20 protein-coding genes and 1 other RNA gene are annotated in these 15,732 nt (G+C 63.8%); 7 read left to right on the forward strand and 14 right to left on the reverse strand.

The genetic code is table 11. The features are described from left to right. Positions 1 to 14: 14 nt before the first annotated feature. Positions 15 to 980 (reverse strand): tRNA (adenosine(37)-N6)-dimethylallyltransferase MiaA, encoded by a 966-nt coding sequence (miaA, locus tag FJ967_RS12055; RefSeq protein WP_140731927.1) that lies wholly within the window; start codon positions 978 to 980, stop codon positions 15 to 17. Here miaA and serB point away from each other — a divergent pair. Together serB and FJ967_RS12065 are read left to right on the forward strand one after the other, a co-directional pair. After that, complete coding sequence (gene serB / locus FJ967_RS12060; RefSeq protein ID WP_140731928.1) at positions 970 to 1,857, forward strand: phosphoserine phosphatase SerB; 888 nt, start codon at positions 970 to 972, stop codon at positions 1,855 to 1,857. The genes miaA and serB overlap by 11 nt on opposite strands. After that, positions 1,854 to 2,426 carry a GNAT family N-acetyltransferase gene (locus FJ967_RS12065; protein WP_140731929.1) on the forward strand — a complete coding sequence of 191 codons (573 nt, stop codon included), beginning with the start codon at positions 1,854 to 1,856 and terminating at the stop codon, positions 2,424 to 2,426. The genes serB and FJ967_RS12065 overlap by 4 nt, the downstream gene beginning before the upstream one ends. A gap of 44 nt (positions 2,427 to 2,470) precedes the next feature. Here FJ967_RS12065 and FJ967_RS12070 read toward each other — a convergent pair whose 3' ends face one another. Continuing rightward, complete coding sequence (locus tag FJ967_RS12070; RefSeq protein ID WP_140731930.1) at positions 2,471 to 3,988, reverse strand: DegQ family serine endoprotease; 1,518 nt, start codon at positions 3,986 to 3,988, stop codon at positions 2,471 to 2,473. Here FJ967_RS12070 and FJ967_RS33945 point away from each other — a divergent pair. After that, positions 3,978 to 4,103, forward strand: coding sequence for a hypothetical protein (locus tag FJ967_RS33945; RefSeq protein ID WP_281405676.1), 126 nt, complete (start codon positions 3,978 to 3,980; stop codon positions 4,101 to 4,103). The two genes, FJ967_RS12070 and FJ967_RS33945, sit on opposite strands and share 11 nt — an antisense overlap. Positions 4,104 to 4,133: 30 nt before the next feature. Here FJ967_RS33945 and FJ967_RS12075 read toward each other — a convergent pair whose 3' ends face one another. The 6 genes from FJ967_RS12075 to FJ967_RS12100 form a co-directional block, all read right to left on the reverse strand. After that, a complete protein-coding gene (locus FJ967_RS12075) occupies positions 4,134 to 4,322 on the reverse strand; it encodes a DUF2065 domain-containing protein (protein ID WP_013894746.1) in 189 nt (62 codons plus the stop codon). A 6-nt stretch (positions 4,323 to 4,328) separates the two neighbouring features. After that, complete coding sequence (locus FJ967_RS12080) at positions 4,329 to 5,294, reverse strand: protease modulator HflC (RefSeq protein ID WP_140731931.1); 966 nt, start codon at positions 5,292 to 5,294, stop codon at positions 4,329 to 4,331. Further along, a complete protein-coding gene (hflK, locus tag FJ967_RS12085; RefSeq protein ID WP_140731932.1) occupies positions 5,294 to 6,409 on the reverse strand; it encodes an FtsH protease activity modulator HflK in 1,116 nt (371 codons plus the stop codon). Before hflK ends, FJ967_RS12080 begins: the two co-directional genes overlap by 1 nt. 151 nt (positions 6,410 to 6,560) lie before the next feature. Then, positions 6,561 to 7,178, reverse strand: a complete 618-nt coding sequence (locus FJ967_RS12090) for a dimethylsulfonioproprionate lyase family protein (RefSeq protein WP_140731933.1) — start codon at positions 7,176 to 7,178, stop codon at positions 6,561 to 6,563. Next, positions 7,175 to 7,705, reverse strand: a complete 531-nt coding sequence (locus tag FJ967_RS12095) for a dihydrofolate reductase (protein WP_140731934.1) — start codon at positions 7,703 to 7,705, stop codon at positions 7,175 to 7,177. Before FJ967_RS12095 ends, FJ967_RS12090 begins: the two co-directional genes overlap by 4 nt. Then, positions 7,705 to 8,721 carry a DUF4424 domain-containing protein gene (locus tag FJ967_RS12100; RefSeq protein ID WP_140731935.1) on the reverse strand — a complete coding sequence of 339 codons (1,017 nt, stop codon included), beginning with the start codon at positions 8,719 to 8,721 and terminating at the stop codon, positions 7,705 to 7,707. The genes FJ967_RS12095 and FJ967_RS12100 overlap by 1 nt, the downstream gene beginning before the upstream one ends. 179 nt (positions 8,722 to 8,900) lie before the next feature. Here FJ967_RS12100 and cobF point away from each other — a divergent pair, with 179 nt between their 5' ends. Then, positions 8,901 to 9,665, forward strand: a complete 765-nt coding sequence (gene cobF / locus FJ967_RS12105; RefSeq protein ID WP_140731936.1) for a precorrin-6A synthase (deacetylating) — start codon at positions 8,901 to 8,903, stop codon at positions 9,663 to 9,665. 221 nt (positions 9,666 to 9,886) lie between these two features. Here cobF and FJ967_RS12110 read toward each other — a convergent pair whose 3' ends face one another. From FJ967_RS12110 to modA, 4 genes are all read right to left on the reverse strand, one after another. Next, positions 9,887 to 10,228 carry a winged helix-turn-helix domain-containing protein gene (locus FJ967_RS12110; RefSeq protein ID WP_140731937.1) on the reverse strand — a complete coding sequence of 114 codons (342 nt, stop codon included), beginning with the start codon at positions 10,226 to 10,228 and terminating at the stop codon, positions 9,887 to 9,889. Positions 10,229 to 10,301: 73 nt separating this feature from the next. Then, on the reverse strand, positions 10,302 to 11,414 hold the full coding sequence (modC, locus tag FJ967_RS12115) for a molybdenum ABC transporter ATP-binding protein (RefSeq protein ID WP_140731938.1): 1,113 nt from the start codon (positions 11,412 to 11,414) through the stop codon (positions 10,302 to 10,304). Further along, on the reverse strand, positions 11,411 to 12,115 hold the full coding sequence (gene modB / locus FJ967_RS12120; protein WP_140731939.1) for a molybdate ABC transporter permease subunit: 705 nt from the start codon (positions 12,113 to 12,115) through the stop codon (positions 11,411 to 11,413). The genes modC and modB overlap by 4 nt, the downstream gene beginning before the upstream one ends. 33 nt (positions 12,116 to 12,148) lie before the next feature. Then, complete coding sequence (gene modA, locus FJ967_RS12125; protein ID WP_140731940.1) at positions 12,149 to 12,940, reverse strand: molybdate ABC transporter substrate-binding protein; 792 nt, start codon at positions 12,938 to 12,940, stop codon at positions 12,149 to 12,151. A gap of 179 nt (positions 12,941 to 13,119) precedes the next feature. Between modA and FJ967_RS12130 the strand changes: the two genes are divergently transcribed. Both FJ967_RS12130 and tsaA read left to right on the forward strand, forming a co-directional pair. Beyond that, entirely contained in the window at positions 13,120 to 13,329 is a 210-nt protein-coding gene (locus tag FJ967_RS12130) for a molybdopterin-binding protein (RefSeq protein WP_115144575.1), read from the forward strand. Positions 13,330 to 13,349: 20 nt separating this feature from the next. Beyond that, entirely contained in the window at positions 13,350 to 13,841 is a 492-nt protein-coding gene (gene tsaA / locus FJ967_RS12135; protein ID WP_140731941.1) for a tRNA (N6-threonylcarbamoyladenosine(37)-N6)-methyltransferase TrmO, read from the forward strand. 17 nt (positions 13,842 to 13,858) lie between these two features. Here tsaA and FJ967_RS12140 read toward each other — a convergent pair whose 3' ends face one another. Then, entirely contained in the window at positions 13,859 to 14,653 is a 795-nt protein-coding gene (locus FJ967_RS12140; RefSeq protein ID WP_140732003.1) for a thymidylate synthase, read from the reverse strand. Between the two features lie 235 nt (positions 14,654 to 14,888). Continuing rightward, complete coding sequence (locus FJ967_RS12145) at positions 14,889 to 15,200, reverse strand: DUF2853 family protein (RefSeq protein WP_140731942.1); 312 nt, start codon at positions 15,198 to 15,200, stop codon at positions 14,889 to 14,891. A gap of 168 nt (positions 15,201 to 15,368) precedes the next feature. On the opposite strand from FJ967_RS12145, the gene ssrA reads away from it, so the two are divergent. Continuing rightward, positions 15,369 to 15,729, forward strand: a transfer-messenger RNA (tmRNA) gene (ssrA, locus tag FJ967_RS12150). Positions 15,730 to 15,732 lie beyond the last annotated feature (3 nt).

Below are 15,732 nucleotides of genomic sequence, written 5' to 3' on the forward strand. Positions count from 1 at the left end.
CTCCGGGTCAACTTTTAAGTTGCATTAGCGACAAGTGTTTGGATCGTGGTTTCGAGATCGTCACCAGGGTGCAATCTCAGCCATTCCGGCCCCAATTGATGCCGAAACCAGGTCGTCTGCCGCTTGGCATATTGCCGTGTCGCGATCTTGGCGCGTTCGATCGCCTCGGGAAAGCTCGATTGCCCCGCAATGGCCGCCTGCAGTTCCCGAACGCCGATCGCCTTCATCGCCGGCAGCTCCGGATCGAGGCGAAGCGCCGCAAGCTGCCTGACTTCCTCCAGCGCGCCCTTGTCCAGCATCTGGTCGAAACGCCTCTCGATGCGACCAACGAGCGCCGCGCGGTCCGGCTCGACAACCAGGAAATGCGCGCTCCGCCTGTCGATAAGCGGCCGGCCGCGTTGCGCTTGCCATTCCAGGATCGACCGGCCGGAGGCGTCGAGAACCTCGAGCGCCCGCACGATGCGATGGCTGTCGGTCGGCTTCAACTGCACGGCAACTTTCGAATCCTCGCGCAGCAGCAAGGCGTGTAACTTGACCGCGCCTTGCTCCTTCAGTTCATAGCGCCAGCGGTCGCGGATGCGCTGCGGAATGTCGGGCATTTCCGAAATGCCCTCGGCCAGGGCGCGAAAGTAAAGTCCGGTGCCGCCGACGAAGACCGGTCGCCGCGAGAGCGTTCCCTCGTCGATGAGTTTCACCACGTCGCGCAGCCAGGCGCCGGTCGAATAGGCGGAGCCGGGATGGACATGCCCATAGAGAAAATGCGGCGCCCGTGCGAGGTCGGCCGCCTCGGGCCTGGCGGTCAGCACGTCGAGCACCGAGTAACCTTGCATGGAATCGGTGTTGACGATGACGCCGCCTGTACGTTCGGCCAGCTCGAGCGCCAGCGCCGACTTGCCGCTGGCAGTCGGCCCGGCTATCAGGATCGCGTTCTTCACGCGGCCTTCGTCCGCATCCGCGCCGGAATTCTCGATGCCGCTCATTGCCACGCTTGTGTCCCGTCCCGCTGACCGCGCCTTGTCGCCGTCGCTTGCGAATATGGCCTCACGGTCGCTAGGCGCAAGCGCTGTCGTCTGGCTGGCCGAAGGCATTGCCTGTGATCTCGCCTTGCCGCAAGGTGCTAATGCCGCCGACATGACCGCCGCGCTGCGCGCGGCACTGGCCTCGGAGCCGGTCGACGTCATCGTCCAGCAGGCTGAAGCGAGGCGAAAGAAGATTCTGATCGCCGACATGGATTCGACCATGATCGACCAGGAATGCATCGACGAACTGGCCGACGAGATCGGCGTCAAGGAGCGCGTCGCTTCGATCACCGCGCGGTCGATGAATGGCGAAATCGCCTTCGAGCCAGCCTTGCGGGAACGCGTGGCGCTGCTCAAGGGGCTCGATGCCGCCGTCGTCGACCGCATCGTCGCCAACCGGCTGACATTGGCTTCCGGCGGCCGCGCGCTGGTCCAGACCATGTGCGCCAACGGCGCCTGGACGGCCCTTGTCTCGGGCGGCTTCGAAGTGTTCACCACGCGCATCGCGGCCATGCTCGGCTTCCAGGAACACCGCGCCAACCGCCTGCTCGAACAGGACGGAAGCTTCACCGGCCTGGTCGGCGAGCCGATCCTCGGCCGCGCCGCCAAGGCCGAAGCGCTGATCGAGATTTCGACCCGGCTTGGATTGACGCCGGCCGATGCGATCGCCGTTGGCGACGGCGCCAACGATCTCGACATGATCCGCCTGGCCGGAACGGGTGTCGCGCTGCATGCCAAGCCGAGCGTGGCGGCGCAGGCAAAAGTCCGCATCGATCATGGCGACTTGACCGCGCTGCTCTATCTGCAGGGCTTCAGACAAGACGAGTTCGTCCAGTGAAACCAATCCGTACCGAACGCCTGATCCTGCGCAACTGGGAGGAGCGCGACCGCGAGCTGTTCCACCGCATCAACTCCGACGACCGCGTCATGGAATTTTTCCCGTTCCGCCGCGACAGGGCGCAGGCCGATGCCAAGATGGACGAGGTCCGCGCATGGATCGACGAGGACGGCTACGGCTTCGCCGCGGCGGAGGTTGCCGCCACCGGCGAGTGCATCGGCTTTGTCGGACTGTCTGGAACGGAGGATATCGATGTCCTGCCTGCCGGTACGATCGAGATCGGCTGGCGGCTGGCTCCCGAATTCTGGGGCAAGGGCTATGTCACCGAGGCATCCGAGGCATGGCTCGCCTACGGCTTCGAGACCTTGGCCGTCGACGAGATCGTCTCCTTCGCGGTTGCGGACAACCACCGTTCGACGGCCGTCATGAAACGGCTCGGCATGACAGCCGATCCTGCGGCCGATTTCGATCATCCCAGCGTTCCCGACAGCCACCCTACGCTCAGGCGGCATGTGCTCTACAGGCTGACGCGCCACGAATGGCAGGCAAGAAAAAGGGCGGCTCGTTAACCGCCCTTTTCCTTCAAATCGAGGTTCCGCTGGCTGCGCCAGGTTCAATCCATCCGGATTGTCACGAATCTGAGCTCGCCGGTCTTGGACGCCAGCATCAGCAGCGCATTCTTGCGCCCCTGCTCCTTCAGCGCGCCGATCCGGTCCATGACGTCCTTGGGCGTCGCGACCGATTCCTGCGCGATCTCGGTAATCACCTCGCCAGGCTGGATGCCGCGTTCGGCGGCGGCCGAATCCTTGGCCACGTCGGTGACGACGACGCCCGAGACATCCGCGGCGATGCTGAACTTCTTGCGCGTCTCGTCATTGAGCTCACCGACAGTCATGCCGAGCACCGACGCGGTCGACACGGCCGGCGCCTTGTCGCCCTTGTCCTGATCGGTGTTGCCGTTCTCGCCATTGGCGAGCTTCTCGCCATCCTCGAGCCGGCCAAGCGTGACCTTGACGGTCTGCTCGACGCCCTTGCGCACGATCAGCACGTCGACGGCCTTGCCGACCGGGCTTTCGGCGACGACGCGTGGCAGGTCGCGCATTTCATGGATGTCCTTGCCGTCGAACTTGATGATCACGTCGCCGGCCTGGATGGTGCCGTTGTCGACAGGTCCGCCCTTGATAACGCCGGCGACCAGCGCGCCCTTGGCGGTCGTCATGCCGAGGCTTTCGGCGATATCGTCCGTCACCGGCTGGATGCGAACGCCGAGCCAGCCGCGCCGCGTCTCGCCATACTGGCGCAACTGGTCGACGACACCCGAGGCAAGCTGCGAGGGAATGGAGAAGCCGATACCGATCGAGCCGCCGGACGGCGAAATGATCGCGGTGTTCATGCCGATGACCTCGCCCGCGCTGTTGAACAGCGGGCCGCCCGAATTGCCGCGATTGATCGCCGCGTCGGTCTGGATGAAGTCGTCATAGGGACCTGAATTGATGTCGCGGTTGCGGGCCGAGACGATGCCGACCGTGACCGTGCCGCCGAGGCCGAACGGATTGCCGACCGCCATCACCCAGTCGCCGACGCGCATCTTGGTGGAATCGCCGAACTTCACCGCCGTCAGCTTGTGGCCTTTCGGATCGACCTTCAGCACCGCGACGTCGGTCTTGGTGTCGGTGCCGACCAGCGTTGCCTTCAGCGTCACGCCATCGGAGAAATTGACCTCGATGTCGTCGGCGTCGGCGATCACATGGTTGTTGGTGACGACGATGCCTTGATCGGCGTCGATGACGAAGCCCGAGCCCAGCGACTGCACCTTCTGCGAGCCGCCGCCATCCTTGTCGCCGCCACGATTCTTGAAGAAATCGTCGAAGAAGTCCTGGAAAGGCGAGCCCTCGGGAAGCTGCGGCATCGGCACCGCGCCCGGCCCTTCCGTGCCCTTCACCGTCTGCGAGGTCGAGATGTTGACCACGGCGCCGAGCACGCGGTCCGCCAGGTCGGCGACCGAAGCCGGCCCGTCGGCGGCGAATGCCGGTGTCACGAAGGACGGAACGGCGGCGGTGCCCAGGACAAGCGCCGCCGTACCGGCGACCAGGGTCCGTCGAGCGGCACGCAAAAAGCTGTTGGATGTCATCGAGAAGCCTCCCGGCATTTCTGAAAGAGAAAAGCGCTTCGACGAAAACGCCGTGTCGCGCCATGATGGCAAGAAATACGGCACGTTTGCGGCTATGACCATCGGCAGAGCGTAAATCGAGCGTTATTCCGCGGACGCTCGGCCTTTACCCGCCCCGCACCAGCCAGACGATGCCGACACCGATGGCGATCGCCACCAGGCCGCCGATCCGCAAGGCATTCTCCGGCATCGACAGGACTTCGCCGGCGAGCTTCCTCGCAAAGCCGGGAAAGCCGCCATAGACCAGGCCCTCTATGACGAGGACCAGGCCTATCGCCGCGAAGAAATCCTGCACCGGCCGTTACTGGCCGGTGCTGGGTTGCGTCGCCGGTGCGGCCGGTGCCGCTGGCGCGGTGGGCGCCGGCGACGTCGGTTTCGCCGGTCCTTCCTTGCCGTCGGGATCGCGGAAGTAGCGGAAGAACTCCGAACTCGGCGACAGCACCATGGTCGTCCCGGTGTTGTCCAGCGCGGTGCCATAGGCGTTCATCGACCTGTAGAAGTCGAAGAAGGCGGGATCGCGCTTGTAGGCGTCAGCGAAGGTGGCGCTGCGCTGCGCTTCGCCCTCACCGCGCAGGATCTCGGACTCCTTCTGCGCCTCGGCGATGATCTCGACGACCTCGCGGTCGGCGCGGGCGCGGATACGCTGCGCCGCCTCGTTGCCGCGCGCCCTCAGCCTTTCGGCCTCGGCCAGACGTTCGGCCTTCATGCGGTCGTAAGTCTGTTGCGAGACCTCGGCGGTGAGGTCGGTGCGGCGGATGCGGACATCCTCGATCTGCAGGCCGAGCGAGGTGGCGTCGGGCCGCAGTTGATCGCGCACTTCGCGCATCATCACGGCCCGCTCTTCGGAAAGCGCCGCCTCGAAGTCGCGCAGACCGTAGACACGGCGCAAGGCTGCGTCGAGACGGGTCCTGAGCCGTGCTTCGGCCAGTTCGATCTGGCCCGACACCGCGGCACGGAACACGCGCGGATCCGAAATGCGGTAGGCGATGAAGGCATCGACCTCGTAGAACTTGCCGCCCGAAACCTGGACGCGGATGTTGTCGAGGTCGAAACGCAGCACCCGGTTCTCGATCAGTTGCACGGTATCGGCGTCGAAGAACGAGAACGGCGCCTTGAAGTAGATGCCGGGTTCGGTCTTGACGGAAACGATCTCGCCGAAGCGCAGAACCAGCGCCTGCTGGCGCGCGTTGACCACGAAGACCGAGGAATAGATGAGGAACAGGACGACCGCCGCGATGACGACGAATACGGGAAGACGGTTACCCATCACTGGTTGCCTCCCGTGTTCGCGCCAAGGGCCGCCGGAGCCGGCGCCTTCTGCTGCAATGCCGGCAGCGGCAGGTAGGGAACGACCCCTTGCCCATTGCCTTGCTCGACGATGACCTTGCCGGAGTCCTTCAGAACCTTCTCCATGGTTTCGAGATAGAGGCGCTTGCGCGTCACGTCGGGCGCCTTGGCGTATTCGTCATAGACCGAGATGAAGCGCTGGGCCTCGCCTTCGGCTTCCTGCACGACCCTGTTCTTGTAGGCGGCCGCGTCTTCGCGGACCTGTGCGGCCTCGCCGCGCGCCTGGCCGAGCTTCTGGTTGGAATACTGGTTTGCCTGCTCGACGAACTTGTCCTCGTCCTGCTCGGCGCGCTGCACTTCGTCGAACGCGTCGGCCACTTCGCGTGGCGGTGCTGCGTCCTCGATCGAGATCGCATTGACCTGCAGGCCGGCCTTGTAACCGTCGAGCGTCGTCTGGATGATCTCGCGCACCGAGGCTGCAATGCCCTGGCGGTCGTCGCGGAAAATGTCCTGAGCCGGCCGGCGGCCGACGGCTTCACGCATGGCGCTTTCGGCAACCTGCCGCAGCATGCCGTCAGGGTCGGAGACGTCGAACAGGTAAGCCCGGGGATCGGAAACCTGGTAGGCCACCGAAAACTGCACATTGACGATGTTCTGGTCGCCCGACAGCATCAGGCCGTTGCCGCTGGTATTGCCGCCGCCAATGTCGACGAGCTGCTCTGAAATCTTGGCCGTCTCGACGGTCTCGAGCGGCCACCAGTGGAAATGCAGGCCGGGCTGGGACAGTTCTGCCTTCGGCTTGCCGAAGCGCAGTTCGACCGCGACCTCGTCGGGCTGCACGGTATAAACGGCCTGGAACGCCCACAGCACCACGAGTGCCGCCGCGATCAGGCCGAAAACGGCCGGACTTGCGCCGCCGCCACCGGGCAGCGCGCGCCTCAGCCGGTCCTGGCCGCGACGAATGATGTCCTCAAGATCGGGAGGGGACCCCTGCGGACCGCTCGGTCCCTTCGGTCCCTGCCCCCAGGGTCCCTGATTGTTGCCGCCGCCGCCCCACGGGCCGCCGCCTCCGCCACCTTTGTCGTTCCAGGGCATGAATGTCCTTTCGCTTGGAATTCCCTCAAGCGCCGCAGTTACGGCGCAAATCCAGTGTCGTTCTTCTATAGGGACGCCACGGCGCGCTTTCAACGCGATCCGGCACCGCATCATCCGATTTGGGTGGCCGCAAGCGGCAAATCGCTACGACTTAACCCTGCGGATGCGGCTTATTGTCCAAAGGCAGGCACCAGATGGCAAAAAGCGGCTTGGCTCCGGCACGCATGGCATGGACGATGTCGGGCGAATTGTAGACGACCCCGCCGACCCCCGGTTCATGCCAGGGATTGGCATTCTGCCGCCACTCGCCTTCCGACAGGACGAGGTAGAGCTCTTCGGGTGGATGCCGATGGTCGGGATAATCCATATGCGGCGCCATCACCGAAACACCGATCTCGATGGTGCTGCTCGGCACATAGCCGCCCGGCCCGACGATGAAGCAATCGGCGTAATTGTCGGCCAGCACGGGCGACTTGCGCCGCTCGGCCTGGTTGTTCCAGTCGAGATGCGGTTCGATGTCGCGCAACGCGGCGCCCAGCTTTCCGAGATTCCCGCCGGCCTTCTCGAGCTCTGCAAAGCATTCAGGAAGATAGCGGCAGGCAGGCTGGCGCTTGGGCGGCTTGTCACTGTTGTTCGGCGCTTCCAGTGCCGTATCGCCGAAAATCCGCCTATGGGCCGCGTCGCGCACGGGATCATTGCCCATGCGTGATCGCATCTCCTTGCCAAGCAGATCCATGAAAGTGCCGAGTGGATGGGGGTTTGCCGTCATGAAGACACCTGTGTCGTTGGCCGCCGGCGCTCGTAGACCGTATAACGCGTCGGGTGGCTGTCCTTCTCGCCGGCAGGGAAATCCTGCGCGTTCACCACGCGCCAGGTTTCCGGCTCGATCGGTGGGAAATGCGCGTCACCGTCGACGACGGCCAGCACATGGGTGACATGCAGACGGTCGGCCAGCGGCAGCGCCTGGGCATAAATCTCGCCGCCGCCGATGACGCAGACCTCATCGGCGCCGCTCATGCAGCGCCCGCGCACCCTTGCCAGCTGGATCGCGGCTTCCAGCGTGTGCGCCACCTCGACCCCCTCGGCGCGCCAGGCCTTGTCGCGGGTGACGACGATGTTCAGCCGCCCCGGCAGCGGCCGGCCGATGCCTTCATAGGTCTTGCGGCCCATGATGATGGGCTTGCCCATCGTGTCGGCCTTGAAACGCTTGAGATCGGTGGAGAGCCGCCAGGGCAACCCGCCATCGCGCCCGATCACACCATTCTCGGCGATGGCGACATAGATCGCGACGTCCATCAGTTGGCATCCCCCGTATTGCTGTCCGAGGGATTGAGGATCAGGATGTCGATGTCGTGGTCCGGATAAAAATCGTCCGCCGTCATTTCGAAACTGGTCGGCCCGACCTTCTTGACATTGTCGCCGCAGAACGAGACCAGCGCCTTCGGGTTGCCCTTGTCGACGGTCAACTTGAACTTGCCGATGCTGCCCGTCGCCCAGTTGCCGCCGGTGGTCAGGATATAGGCGATGCGGTTTTCGTAGAATTTGGGGTATCCGTCCGGATTGTCCTTCGCCGCCTTGCGCACCGCGTTCTCCAGGGTAGCGTCCATGCAGTAGCGGGTCTTGTAGGCGGCATATGAACCCTGGAACTGGCCTTCATTGAAAAAACTGACCGACGACGTGCCGCCGACGCTCGGCTTGTAGCGGTGCGAGACGCGAACGTCCTTGTTGGCCGGAAAGATCGATCGCCACCAATAGGTCGAGCGCAACTGCCAGTACGGCGCATAGCCTGCTATCTGGCCGTTGCTGTCGAGGGCGGTGTCCTCGATGATGATGCCGCGGTTCATCCAGTCCTCGGTCACGGCCTGGGGCAACTTGGCAAGCGCGGCCTTGGCGGCATCGCCGAACGGATTGAAGGGCACATTGTGCGCCTTGAGGTCGGCGCTGATATCGATGCCGAGCGCGAAAGCCTTCTGCTCGAGCTGCGGCTTTGCCGGCGCGCCGTCGATCGTCACCTCGAAGCCGAGGAAATTGTCGCTCTGGTTTTCTGGGATCGCCGGCATTTCCTCGGGATCGCCCGAAATGTCGGGCATCGGGAAGGCGACGATGGCGTCGACATCCTTGTCGGTGTTGTTGTGGAAGGCGTAATCGACCGTCACCTTTTCAGGCGAGATGAAGAGATCCTCGCTTTGCATCGCCACCGCATCGCTGCGCGACAGGATCAGGCCGCCGGTGCCGAGCTCGGCGATCGAATCGTTGGCAAGGGCGGGCACGGCCGAAAGCACCAGCGCCAAGGTCAAACCAAATCGCAACATCAAAGCCCCTCTCGGCTGGAACGCCCTGGACGACCCTAGCTGTTTCAATGTGGCGTTTCAAAGCCCTTCCGCGCCAATGCTCAGGTCTGAGACGCAGGCGGTCTGGACACGCACGCGGTCTGGACACGCACGCGACGCGGTCTGGACTAACAGCTTGCGATCGGGCAGGAGTGCGCCGCATGCGCAAGCTTCTCGTCATCGGCATCGGCGCCGGCAATCCAGACCACATGACCGTCCAGGCCATATCGGGCCTGAACAGGGCGGACGTCCTGTTCATCCCCGACAAGGGCGCCACGAAGAACGACCTTGCCGACCTGCGGCGCGAGATCTGCGACCGCTTCGTCACCAATCCGAAGTCACGCCGCGTCGAGTTCGACGTGCCGGTGCGCGCCGAGCCGACCTCTTCCTACCGCTCGACCGTGGACGACTGGCACGAAGCCATCGCTGCCATCTACGAGGGCCTGATCGGCGACGAGATTGACGAAGATGGTTGTGGCGCCTTCCTGATCTGGGGCGACCCCTCGCTCTACGACAGCGCGCTGCGCATCCTCGAGCGGGTGCGTCTGAGGGGCAACGTCGCCTTCGAACTCGCGGTCATCCCCGGCATAACGGCCATCCAGGCGCTGGCCGCCAGCCACAGGACGGCGCTCAACCGCATCGGCGATTCCGTGCTGGTCACCACCGGCCGCCGCCTGACCGAGGAAGGCATGCCGGACAATGCCGGCAGCGCCGTCGTCATGCTCGACGGCAAATGCGCCTTCAACACGCTCGCCGACCAGGACCTTTTCATCCAATGGGGCGCCTATCTCGGCACTCCTGACGAGATTCTTGTCTCGGGCCGCCTGGGCGATGTCGGTACGGAGATTGAAAGGACCCGCGAAGAAGCCCGCGGGAAAAAGGGCTGGATCATGGACACTTACCTGCTGCGCAAGCCGGGGGGATAAGGGAATAGGGCAGTAGGCAGTAGGCAGTAGGCAGTAGGCAGTAGGCAGTAGGCAGTAGGCAGTAGGCAGTCGGCTGTCGGCAGTAGGCAGTAGGCAGTAGGCAGTAGGCAGTAGGCAGTGAATGCTTTGCGTTCGAGTATTGCGCAAGAAGGGATAGCCTAATCCCTAATCCCTAATCCCTAATCCCTAATCCCTAATCCCTAATCCCTAATCCCTAATCCCTACCCCGCATCGATCTCCGCCTGCAGCGCATCCATATGCGTCGCCGCTGCCGCGCTCGCCGCGCGTTCGATGGCGCGAAAACGGCTGACCACGGCCAGGCCGACCGTCGTCAGTTGCGCGCCGCCGCCCTTGCGGCCGCCTGTCTGCGCCGAGACCAGCGGCTTGCCGAACACCCGGTTCATGTCCTCGACCAGGTCCCAGGCGTGCTTGTAGGACATCTCCATGCCGCGCGCGGCGGCCGAGATCGAGCCGAACGTGGCGATATGCTCCAGAAGCTCGATCTTGCCGGGGCCGATTCGTCCGTCGGGATCGAGATTTATCCGCAGGCTCAGCGATGGCATTTTGTTCCTCCGCGATCACCTCGGTTTCGGCGACCGTTATTCCAAAATAATATAGCGGTTATCACCGCCCCTGTCAGCCGTCGGCCTCGAGCGGCAAGCCGGCGCCGGTATTGGCCCGGTCGAAGCTCACCGTCTTGACCACCGCGAAGACCTTGCCGCCGAGCCGCAGCTTCAACGCCTGCCGCGACTGTTCAGTGATGCGGGCGAGCACCGTTGCGCCATTGCAGTCGATGCCGACCTCGACCGTCGGCCCCTCGCCCGGGCCGATCGCGATGATCGTGCCGGGCAGGATGTTGAGGGCGCTGAGGCCCGCCGGTCTCTCCGTGGCGATCATCACGTCGCGAGCGCGGATACGCAGACGCACGGGAGCCCCGGGCTTCGCTGCAAGGCGCGGCACGCGGATCTCGCCGGCGGCCGAGCCGAGCACGCTCATGCCGAAAGCCTCGTCGTGACGGAGCATTTTGGTGTCCAGCACCGCCCCGCCCTCGCCGCGCTCTTCCGCCGGCAAGAGGTCGAGCCTTTGCATCACCGCTTCGGTCGGACCGCTGGCGGTGACCTTGCCCTGCGCCAGCATGACCACGTCGCTGGCCAGCCGCGCCACCTCGGCAACGGAATGGCTGACATAGACGATCGGGATCTTCGTCTCGTCGCGTAGCCTCTCGATATAGGGCAGAATCTCGGCCTTGCGCGCTTCGTCGAGGGAGGCCAGCGGCTCGTCCATGAGCAGCAGCCTGGGGCTGGCCAGCAGCGCCCTGCCGATCGCCACGCGCTGCTTCTCCCCGCCCGACAGCTTTGCCGGCCGCCTGTTCATGAGCGGCCCGATGCCGAGCAGGTCGACAACGGCGTCCATGTCCGCATAGCGCTCCGCTGCCGGCGTGAACCAGCGGCCGTAGCGCAGATTGCTCATCACGCTCATATGCGGAAACAGGCGCGCGTCCTGGAACACCATGCCGATGCGCCGCTTGTGTCTCGGCACGAAAATACCGGCGCCGGTGTCGACCAGCACGCGGTTGTCGACCTCGATGCGCCCCTTGTCGGGCCGGATCAGCCCCGCGATCATGTCGATCAGCGTCGTCTTGCCGGACCCCGAGGGTCCGAACAGCGCCGTCAGCCGCCCCGCGCTCTCGAAGCGGGCGTCGATGGCGAAATCGCCAAGCCGGTGGTTGATGTCGACGAGGACGCTCATTCGATGTCCATCCGCCGGCCGACCCGCCGCGCCAGCACTTCCGAGGCGACCAGCGCCGCCATTGAAATGATGATCGAGATCAGCGTCAGCCTGAGCGCGCCCTCGTCGCCGCCAGGCACCTGCGTGAAAGTGTAGATCGCCGATGGCAGCGTCTGCGTTTCGCCGGGTATGTTGGAGACGAAAGTGATGGTCGCGCCGAACTCGCCCATCGCCTTGGCGAACGCCAGTATGGCGCCGGCGATCAGTCCGGGCAGGATCAGCGGCAGCGTGATGGTGGCGAACACCCATAACGGGTTGGCGCCGAGCGTTCCCGCCGCCGCCTCCATCTTGCGGTCGACAGCCTCGATCGACAGGCGGATCGCCCGCACCATCAGGGGAAAGCCCATGACGCCGCAGGCGAGCGCCGCACCCGTCCAGCGAAACGAGAAGACGATGCCGAAATGTTCGGCCAGGAATGCGCCGGCCGGGCCACGCTTGCCGAACGTCAGAAGCAGGAGATAGCCGGTCACCACGGGCGGCAGGATCAGCGGCAGGTGAACGATGCCGTTGAGCAGCGTCTTGCCCCAGAATTTCCCCCGGGCAAGCAGCAGCGCGATCGCTATGCCCGGCGGCAGGCTGGCGAGCATCGCAACCGTTGCCACCTTGATGGACAGCCGGACCGCATTCCATTCGTCGGGAGTGAGGTCCAGCAGCCAGTTCATATCGCCCGGTTCAAAGTTGCTGTGTCAGGGCTCTTATTTGTGCTTGAGAACCGTAAAACCCTGTTCCTTGAAGATCTTCGCGGCGGCCGGGGACTCCACGCACTTCAGGAAGGCCGGGGTATCCTTGTCCTTCGAATCCGCTGTCTGCGCAATCGGATAGATGATCGGCGGGTGCGAATCCTCCGGGAAGGTGCCGACAACCTTGACGGTCTTGTCGGCCTTGGCGTCGGTTGCGTAGACGATGCCGAGCGGAGCTTCTCCGGTCGAAACCAGCTTCAGGGCGGCACGCACGTTCTCCGCCTGGGCAACCTTGCCCTCGACCGACGACCAGACACCCAGCGATTCAAGCGCCGCCTTGCCGTATTTGCCAGCTGGCACCGCCTTGAAGTCGCCCATGGCGAGCTTGCCGTCACCGAGCAGCTTGGCCAGGTCGAAGCCCTTCTCGACCTTGGCCTTGACCTTCGAATCCTTCGGCGCGACCAGGACGATCTGGTTGCCGAGCAGTTGCAGTTCCGTCTCCGGCTTGGTCAGCTTCTTGTCCGAGAGGTATTTCATCCAGTCGAGATCGGCCGAAACGAAGACATCGGCCGGCGCGCCGCCCTCGATCTGCTTGGCAAGTGCCGAGCTCGCCGCGTAGGAAATGGTCGCGGCTTCACCGACCTTCTTCTCGCAGGCCTTGTTGACCGCGTCGAGCGCGTCCTTGAGGCTGGCGGCGGCAAACACGGTAAGCTTGTCGTCGGCGTGAGCCGCCGGCACGGCGGCCATCAGCAGCGCCGCCAGCCCGCCCACGGCGATTGCCTTCAATCCAAAACCCTTGCCCATCATGAAACTCTCCCTGATTTGAAATCCGTGCGGCGCAAAGCCCGCAGACCGATATATCCGCACGAACATAACAAGGGAAGCCCGGCCATCCGTTGAAACATTCTATCTGGTCTTGTGAGTGGCGCGGCGCGGCTGTTCTGCTAAACAAATCGACGGGAAACAAGCCTTTGAAAGGAAACCCCATGAAGATCAGCGCCCGCAACGTTCTCAAGGGAACGATCACCGAGATCGTCAAGGGAGCCACCACCTCGCATGTCAGGATCGACATCGGTGGCGGCACCATCGTCACCGCCTCGATCACCAACGAGGCCGTAGCCGATCTCAAGCTCGAAAAGGGCAAGCAGGCCTATGCCGTGGTCAAGGCCTCGGACGTGATGGTCGGCATCGACTGAACCACGACCGGCGAATCCCAATGGTTCGCGAGAACGAGATCCGGCCGAGCGAGGTCGCGATCGAGGCACCGCCGGCGACCGACGCCGGCCTGGTGTTCATCGGCGTCATCCGCACGCCTTGGGCCTCGCGCCTGGTCACGCCACGCCAGGGCCGTGACGACGGCCCTGTCTGCCGCATCGAAATCTTCGACCCCTGGCGGCAGGCCATGGACGGCGTCGAACAATTCGAGCGGCTGGAGGTGCTGTACTGGCTGCATCTGTCGCGGCGCGACCTCGTCAAGCAGAGCCCGGCCAGCGACGGCACCTCGCGCGGCACCTTTGCACTCCGCTCCCCGGTACGGCCCAATCCGATCGGCACGTCGATCGTCAGCCTTGTCGGTGTCGAAGGCTCGGCACTGCTGGTGCGTGGCATGGATTGCGTGGACGGCACGCCCCTGCTCGATCTCAAACCGGATCGCACGCTGTTCAAGCCGATCGCACCGCCCCAACAGGGTGATTTCGAGGTCGGTTGAGCCAACCGGCGTCCGGCTCAAACGGCGATCGGCGCCTTGATCGATGCGTCGGCGACGTAATTTTCCAGCCGGAAATCCTCGAAGCGGAAGGCGAACAGATCCTTCACCCCAGGATTGATCCACATCGTCGGCAGCGTTCTCGGCGTGCGCCGCAACTGTTCGCGCGCCTGCTCGAAATGGTTGGAGTAGAGATGCGCGTCACCCAGAGTGTGGACGAAATCGCCTGGTTTCAGCCCGGTCACCTGCGCCACCATCAGCGTCAGCAGCGCGTAGGACGCGATGTTGAACGGCACGCCGAGGAAGATGTCGGCGGAACGCTGGTAGAGCTGGCAGGAAAGCCGGCCTTCGGACACGTAGAACTGGAACAGGCAGTGGCATGGCGGCAGCGCCATGGCTTCCACCTCGGCGGGATTCCAGGCCGACACGATCAGCCGCCGCGATTGAGGATTGCGGCGTATCTCCTTCAGAAGATTGGCTATCTGGTCGATCGAGCCGCCATGCCCATCCGGCCAGGAGCGCCACTGCTTGCCATAGACCGGGCCGAGGTCGCCATTCTCGTCGGCCCATTCGTCCCAGATCGAAACGCCGTTGTCGGTCAGATATTTGATGTTGGTGTCGCCGGCCAGGAACCACAGGAGTTCATGGATGATCGACTTCAGGTGCAGCTTCTTGGTGGTGGTGACGGGAAAGCCGCGCGCCAGGTCGAAACGCATCTGGTAGCCGAAGACGGAGCGCGTACCGGTGCCGGTGCGGTCGCCGCGATCGGCACCGTTTTCCAGCACATGCTGCAGGAGGTCGAGATACTGGCGCATCGGTTCCGGCTCGATTCGAGAGTGCACCCGATCATAGCGCATGTGCGCGCCGATGCCACGTCCGTCTGAGGTCTTCCCCACCGACATAGAGAGCGGAGACCTTTTCAGAATTCGCTCTGGCGAGTCGAATAGGGTGGTTTTCGAGAACCGGAGCGGAGCGTACTTAAAGTACGTGAGCACCGGAAGCGCAGAAAACCGCCCTAGTCGGCCGTCAGAGTAGAATTATCAAAAGGTCTCAGAGCGAGCCGAGCTTGCCCAGTTCCTTGGCCACCAGATAGTAGAACGTCACCCTGCCCTTGCTGTGATCCGCGGCCATCGCCTTGCAGGTCTTCTCGATCGCCGCGTCGGCCTTCGCACCGTCGCTGACGCCGAGTTTCTTGGCCGCCCAGCTCTCCTTGACGCGCTCGAGTTCCTTCGGGTCGGTGCAGGACACCAGCGAGGAGTCGCGATTCCTGAGCGCTATGCCCAGATGCTTGACGATCTTTTCGACCGCATCGGCGCTGGCGCCCGCGTCGTACTTCTTCACATCCGCAAGATAGTCGGCCATCAAAATTCCCCTCGTCGGCGCCACGGATCCGATCGATGAGGGCTGTGGCGCGCTTCGCAACTTGTGCGCTAGGTCGATAACTCCTCACCGCCCGCAAAGCTTCGGTTGAGACCGCGCCCAAGTCAACCCTCGCCGTCGCAATTTGACACAGGGACAAAGGCCGATTGCGGCCTTTCATTTCTGGCTGCCGCCCCCTATATTCGTTTTGTCGGCTTGACCGACTATGGCGATAAACTGACGATGAAATAAGCCGTTCGGACCCGGGGGCGGTACCCGGCGCCTCCACCAAAAGCCGCTGTCAGGGACAGAGCGGTTTTTGCTGGGGGCGAAATAGGATCGACGAAGGTGTAAAGATCGTACTTTTGCCCGGCATTGTACCACCGTCATCGGGCTAAACTTATAGTTGCCAACGACAACTATGCGGAAGCACGTCTCGCTGCTTAATGCAGTGCGATAGCTTCAAATCAAGCCCTAGGGGTTCGCACTTCTAGGCGGGGTTCGGAGGTACCTGGCAACAGAAACCTCCACTTCT

Origin of the sequence: Mesorhizobium sp. B2-3-4 (assembly GCF_006442315.1) — a bacterium.
Classification (GTDB): Bacteria; Pseudomonadota; Alphaproteobacteria; order Rhizobiales; family Rhizobiaceae; genus Mesorhizobium.

Excerpts from the sequence above, each read along its gene's own strand:
- serB (WP_140731928.1), top strand. The coding sequence starts at position 970 with ATGCCGCTCATTGCCACGCTTGTGTCCCGTCCCGCTGACCGCGCCTTG.
- miaA (WP_140731927.1), bottom strand. The coding sequence starts at position 980 with ATGAGCGGCATCGAGAATTCCGGCGCGGATGCGGACGAAGGCCGCGTG.
- FJ967_RS12070 (WP_140731930.1), bottom strand. The coding sequence starts at position 3,988 with ATGACATCCAACAGCTTTTTGCGTGCCGCTCGACGGACCCTGGTCGCC.
- FJ967_RS12080 (WP_140731931.1), bottom strand. The coding sequence starts at position 5,294 with ATGGGTAACCGTCTTCCCGTATTCGTCGTCATCGCGGCGGTCGTCCTG.
- hflK (WP_140731932.1), bottom strand. The coding sequence starts at position 6,409 with ATGCCCTGGAACGACAAAGGTGGCGGAGGCGGCGGCCCGTGGGGCGGC.
- FJ967_RS12090 (WP_140731933.1), bottom strand. The coding sequence starts at position 7,178 with ATGACGGCAAACCCCCATCCACTCGGCACTTTCATGGATCTGCTTGGC.
- FJ967_RS12095 (WP_140731934.1), bottom strand. The coding sequence starts at position 7,705 with ATGGACGTCGCGATCTATGTCGCCATCGCCGAGAATGGTGTGATCGGG.
- FJ967_RS12100 (WP_140731935.1), bottom strand. The coding sequence starts at position 8,721 with ATGTTGCGATTTGGTTTGACCTTGGCGCTGGTGCTTTCGGCCGTGCCC.
- cobF (WP_140731936.1), top strand. The coding sequence starts at position 8,901 with ATGCGCAAGCTTCTCGTCATCGGCATCGGCGCCGGCAATCCAGACCAC.
- FJ967_RS12110 (WP_140731937.1), bottom strand. The coding sequence starts at position 10,228 with ATGCCATCGCTGAGCCTGCGGATAAATCTCGATCCCGACGGACGAATC.
- modC (WP_140731938.1), bottom strand. The coding sequence starts at position 11,414 with ATGAGCGTCCTCGTCGACATCAACCACCGGCTTGGCGATTTCGCCATC.
- modB (WP_140731939.1), bottom strand. The coding sequence starts at position 12,115 with ATGAACTGGCTGCTGGACCTCACTCCCGACGAATGGAATGCGGTCCGG.
- modA (WP_140731940.1), bottom strand. The coding sequence starts at position 12,940 with ATGATGGGCAAGGGTTTTGGATTGAAGGCAATCGCCGTGGGCGGGCTG.
- FJ967_RS12130 (WP_115144575.1), top strand. The coding sequence starts at position 13,120 with ATGAAGATCAGCGCCCGCAACGTTCTCAAGGGAACGATCACCGAGATC.
- tsaA (WP_140731941.1), top strand. The coding sequence starts at position 13,350 with ATGGTTCGCGAGAACGAGATCCGGCCGAGCGAGGTCGCGATCGAGGCA.
- FJ967_RS12140 (WP_140732003.1), bottom strand. The coding sequence starts at position 14,653 with ATGCGCCAGTATCTCGACCTCCTGCAGCATGTGCTGGAAAACGGTGCC.
- FJ967_RS12145 (WP_140731942.1), bottom strand. The coding sequence starts at position 15,200 with ATGGCCGACTATCTTGCGGATGTGAAGAAGTACGACGCGGGCGCCAGC.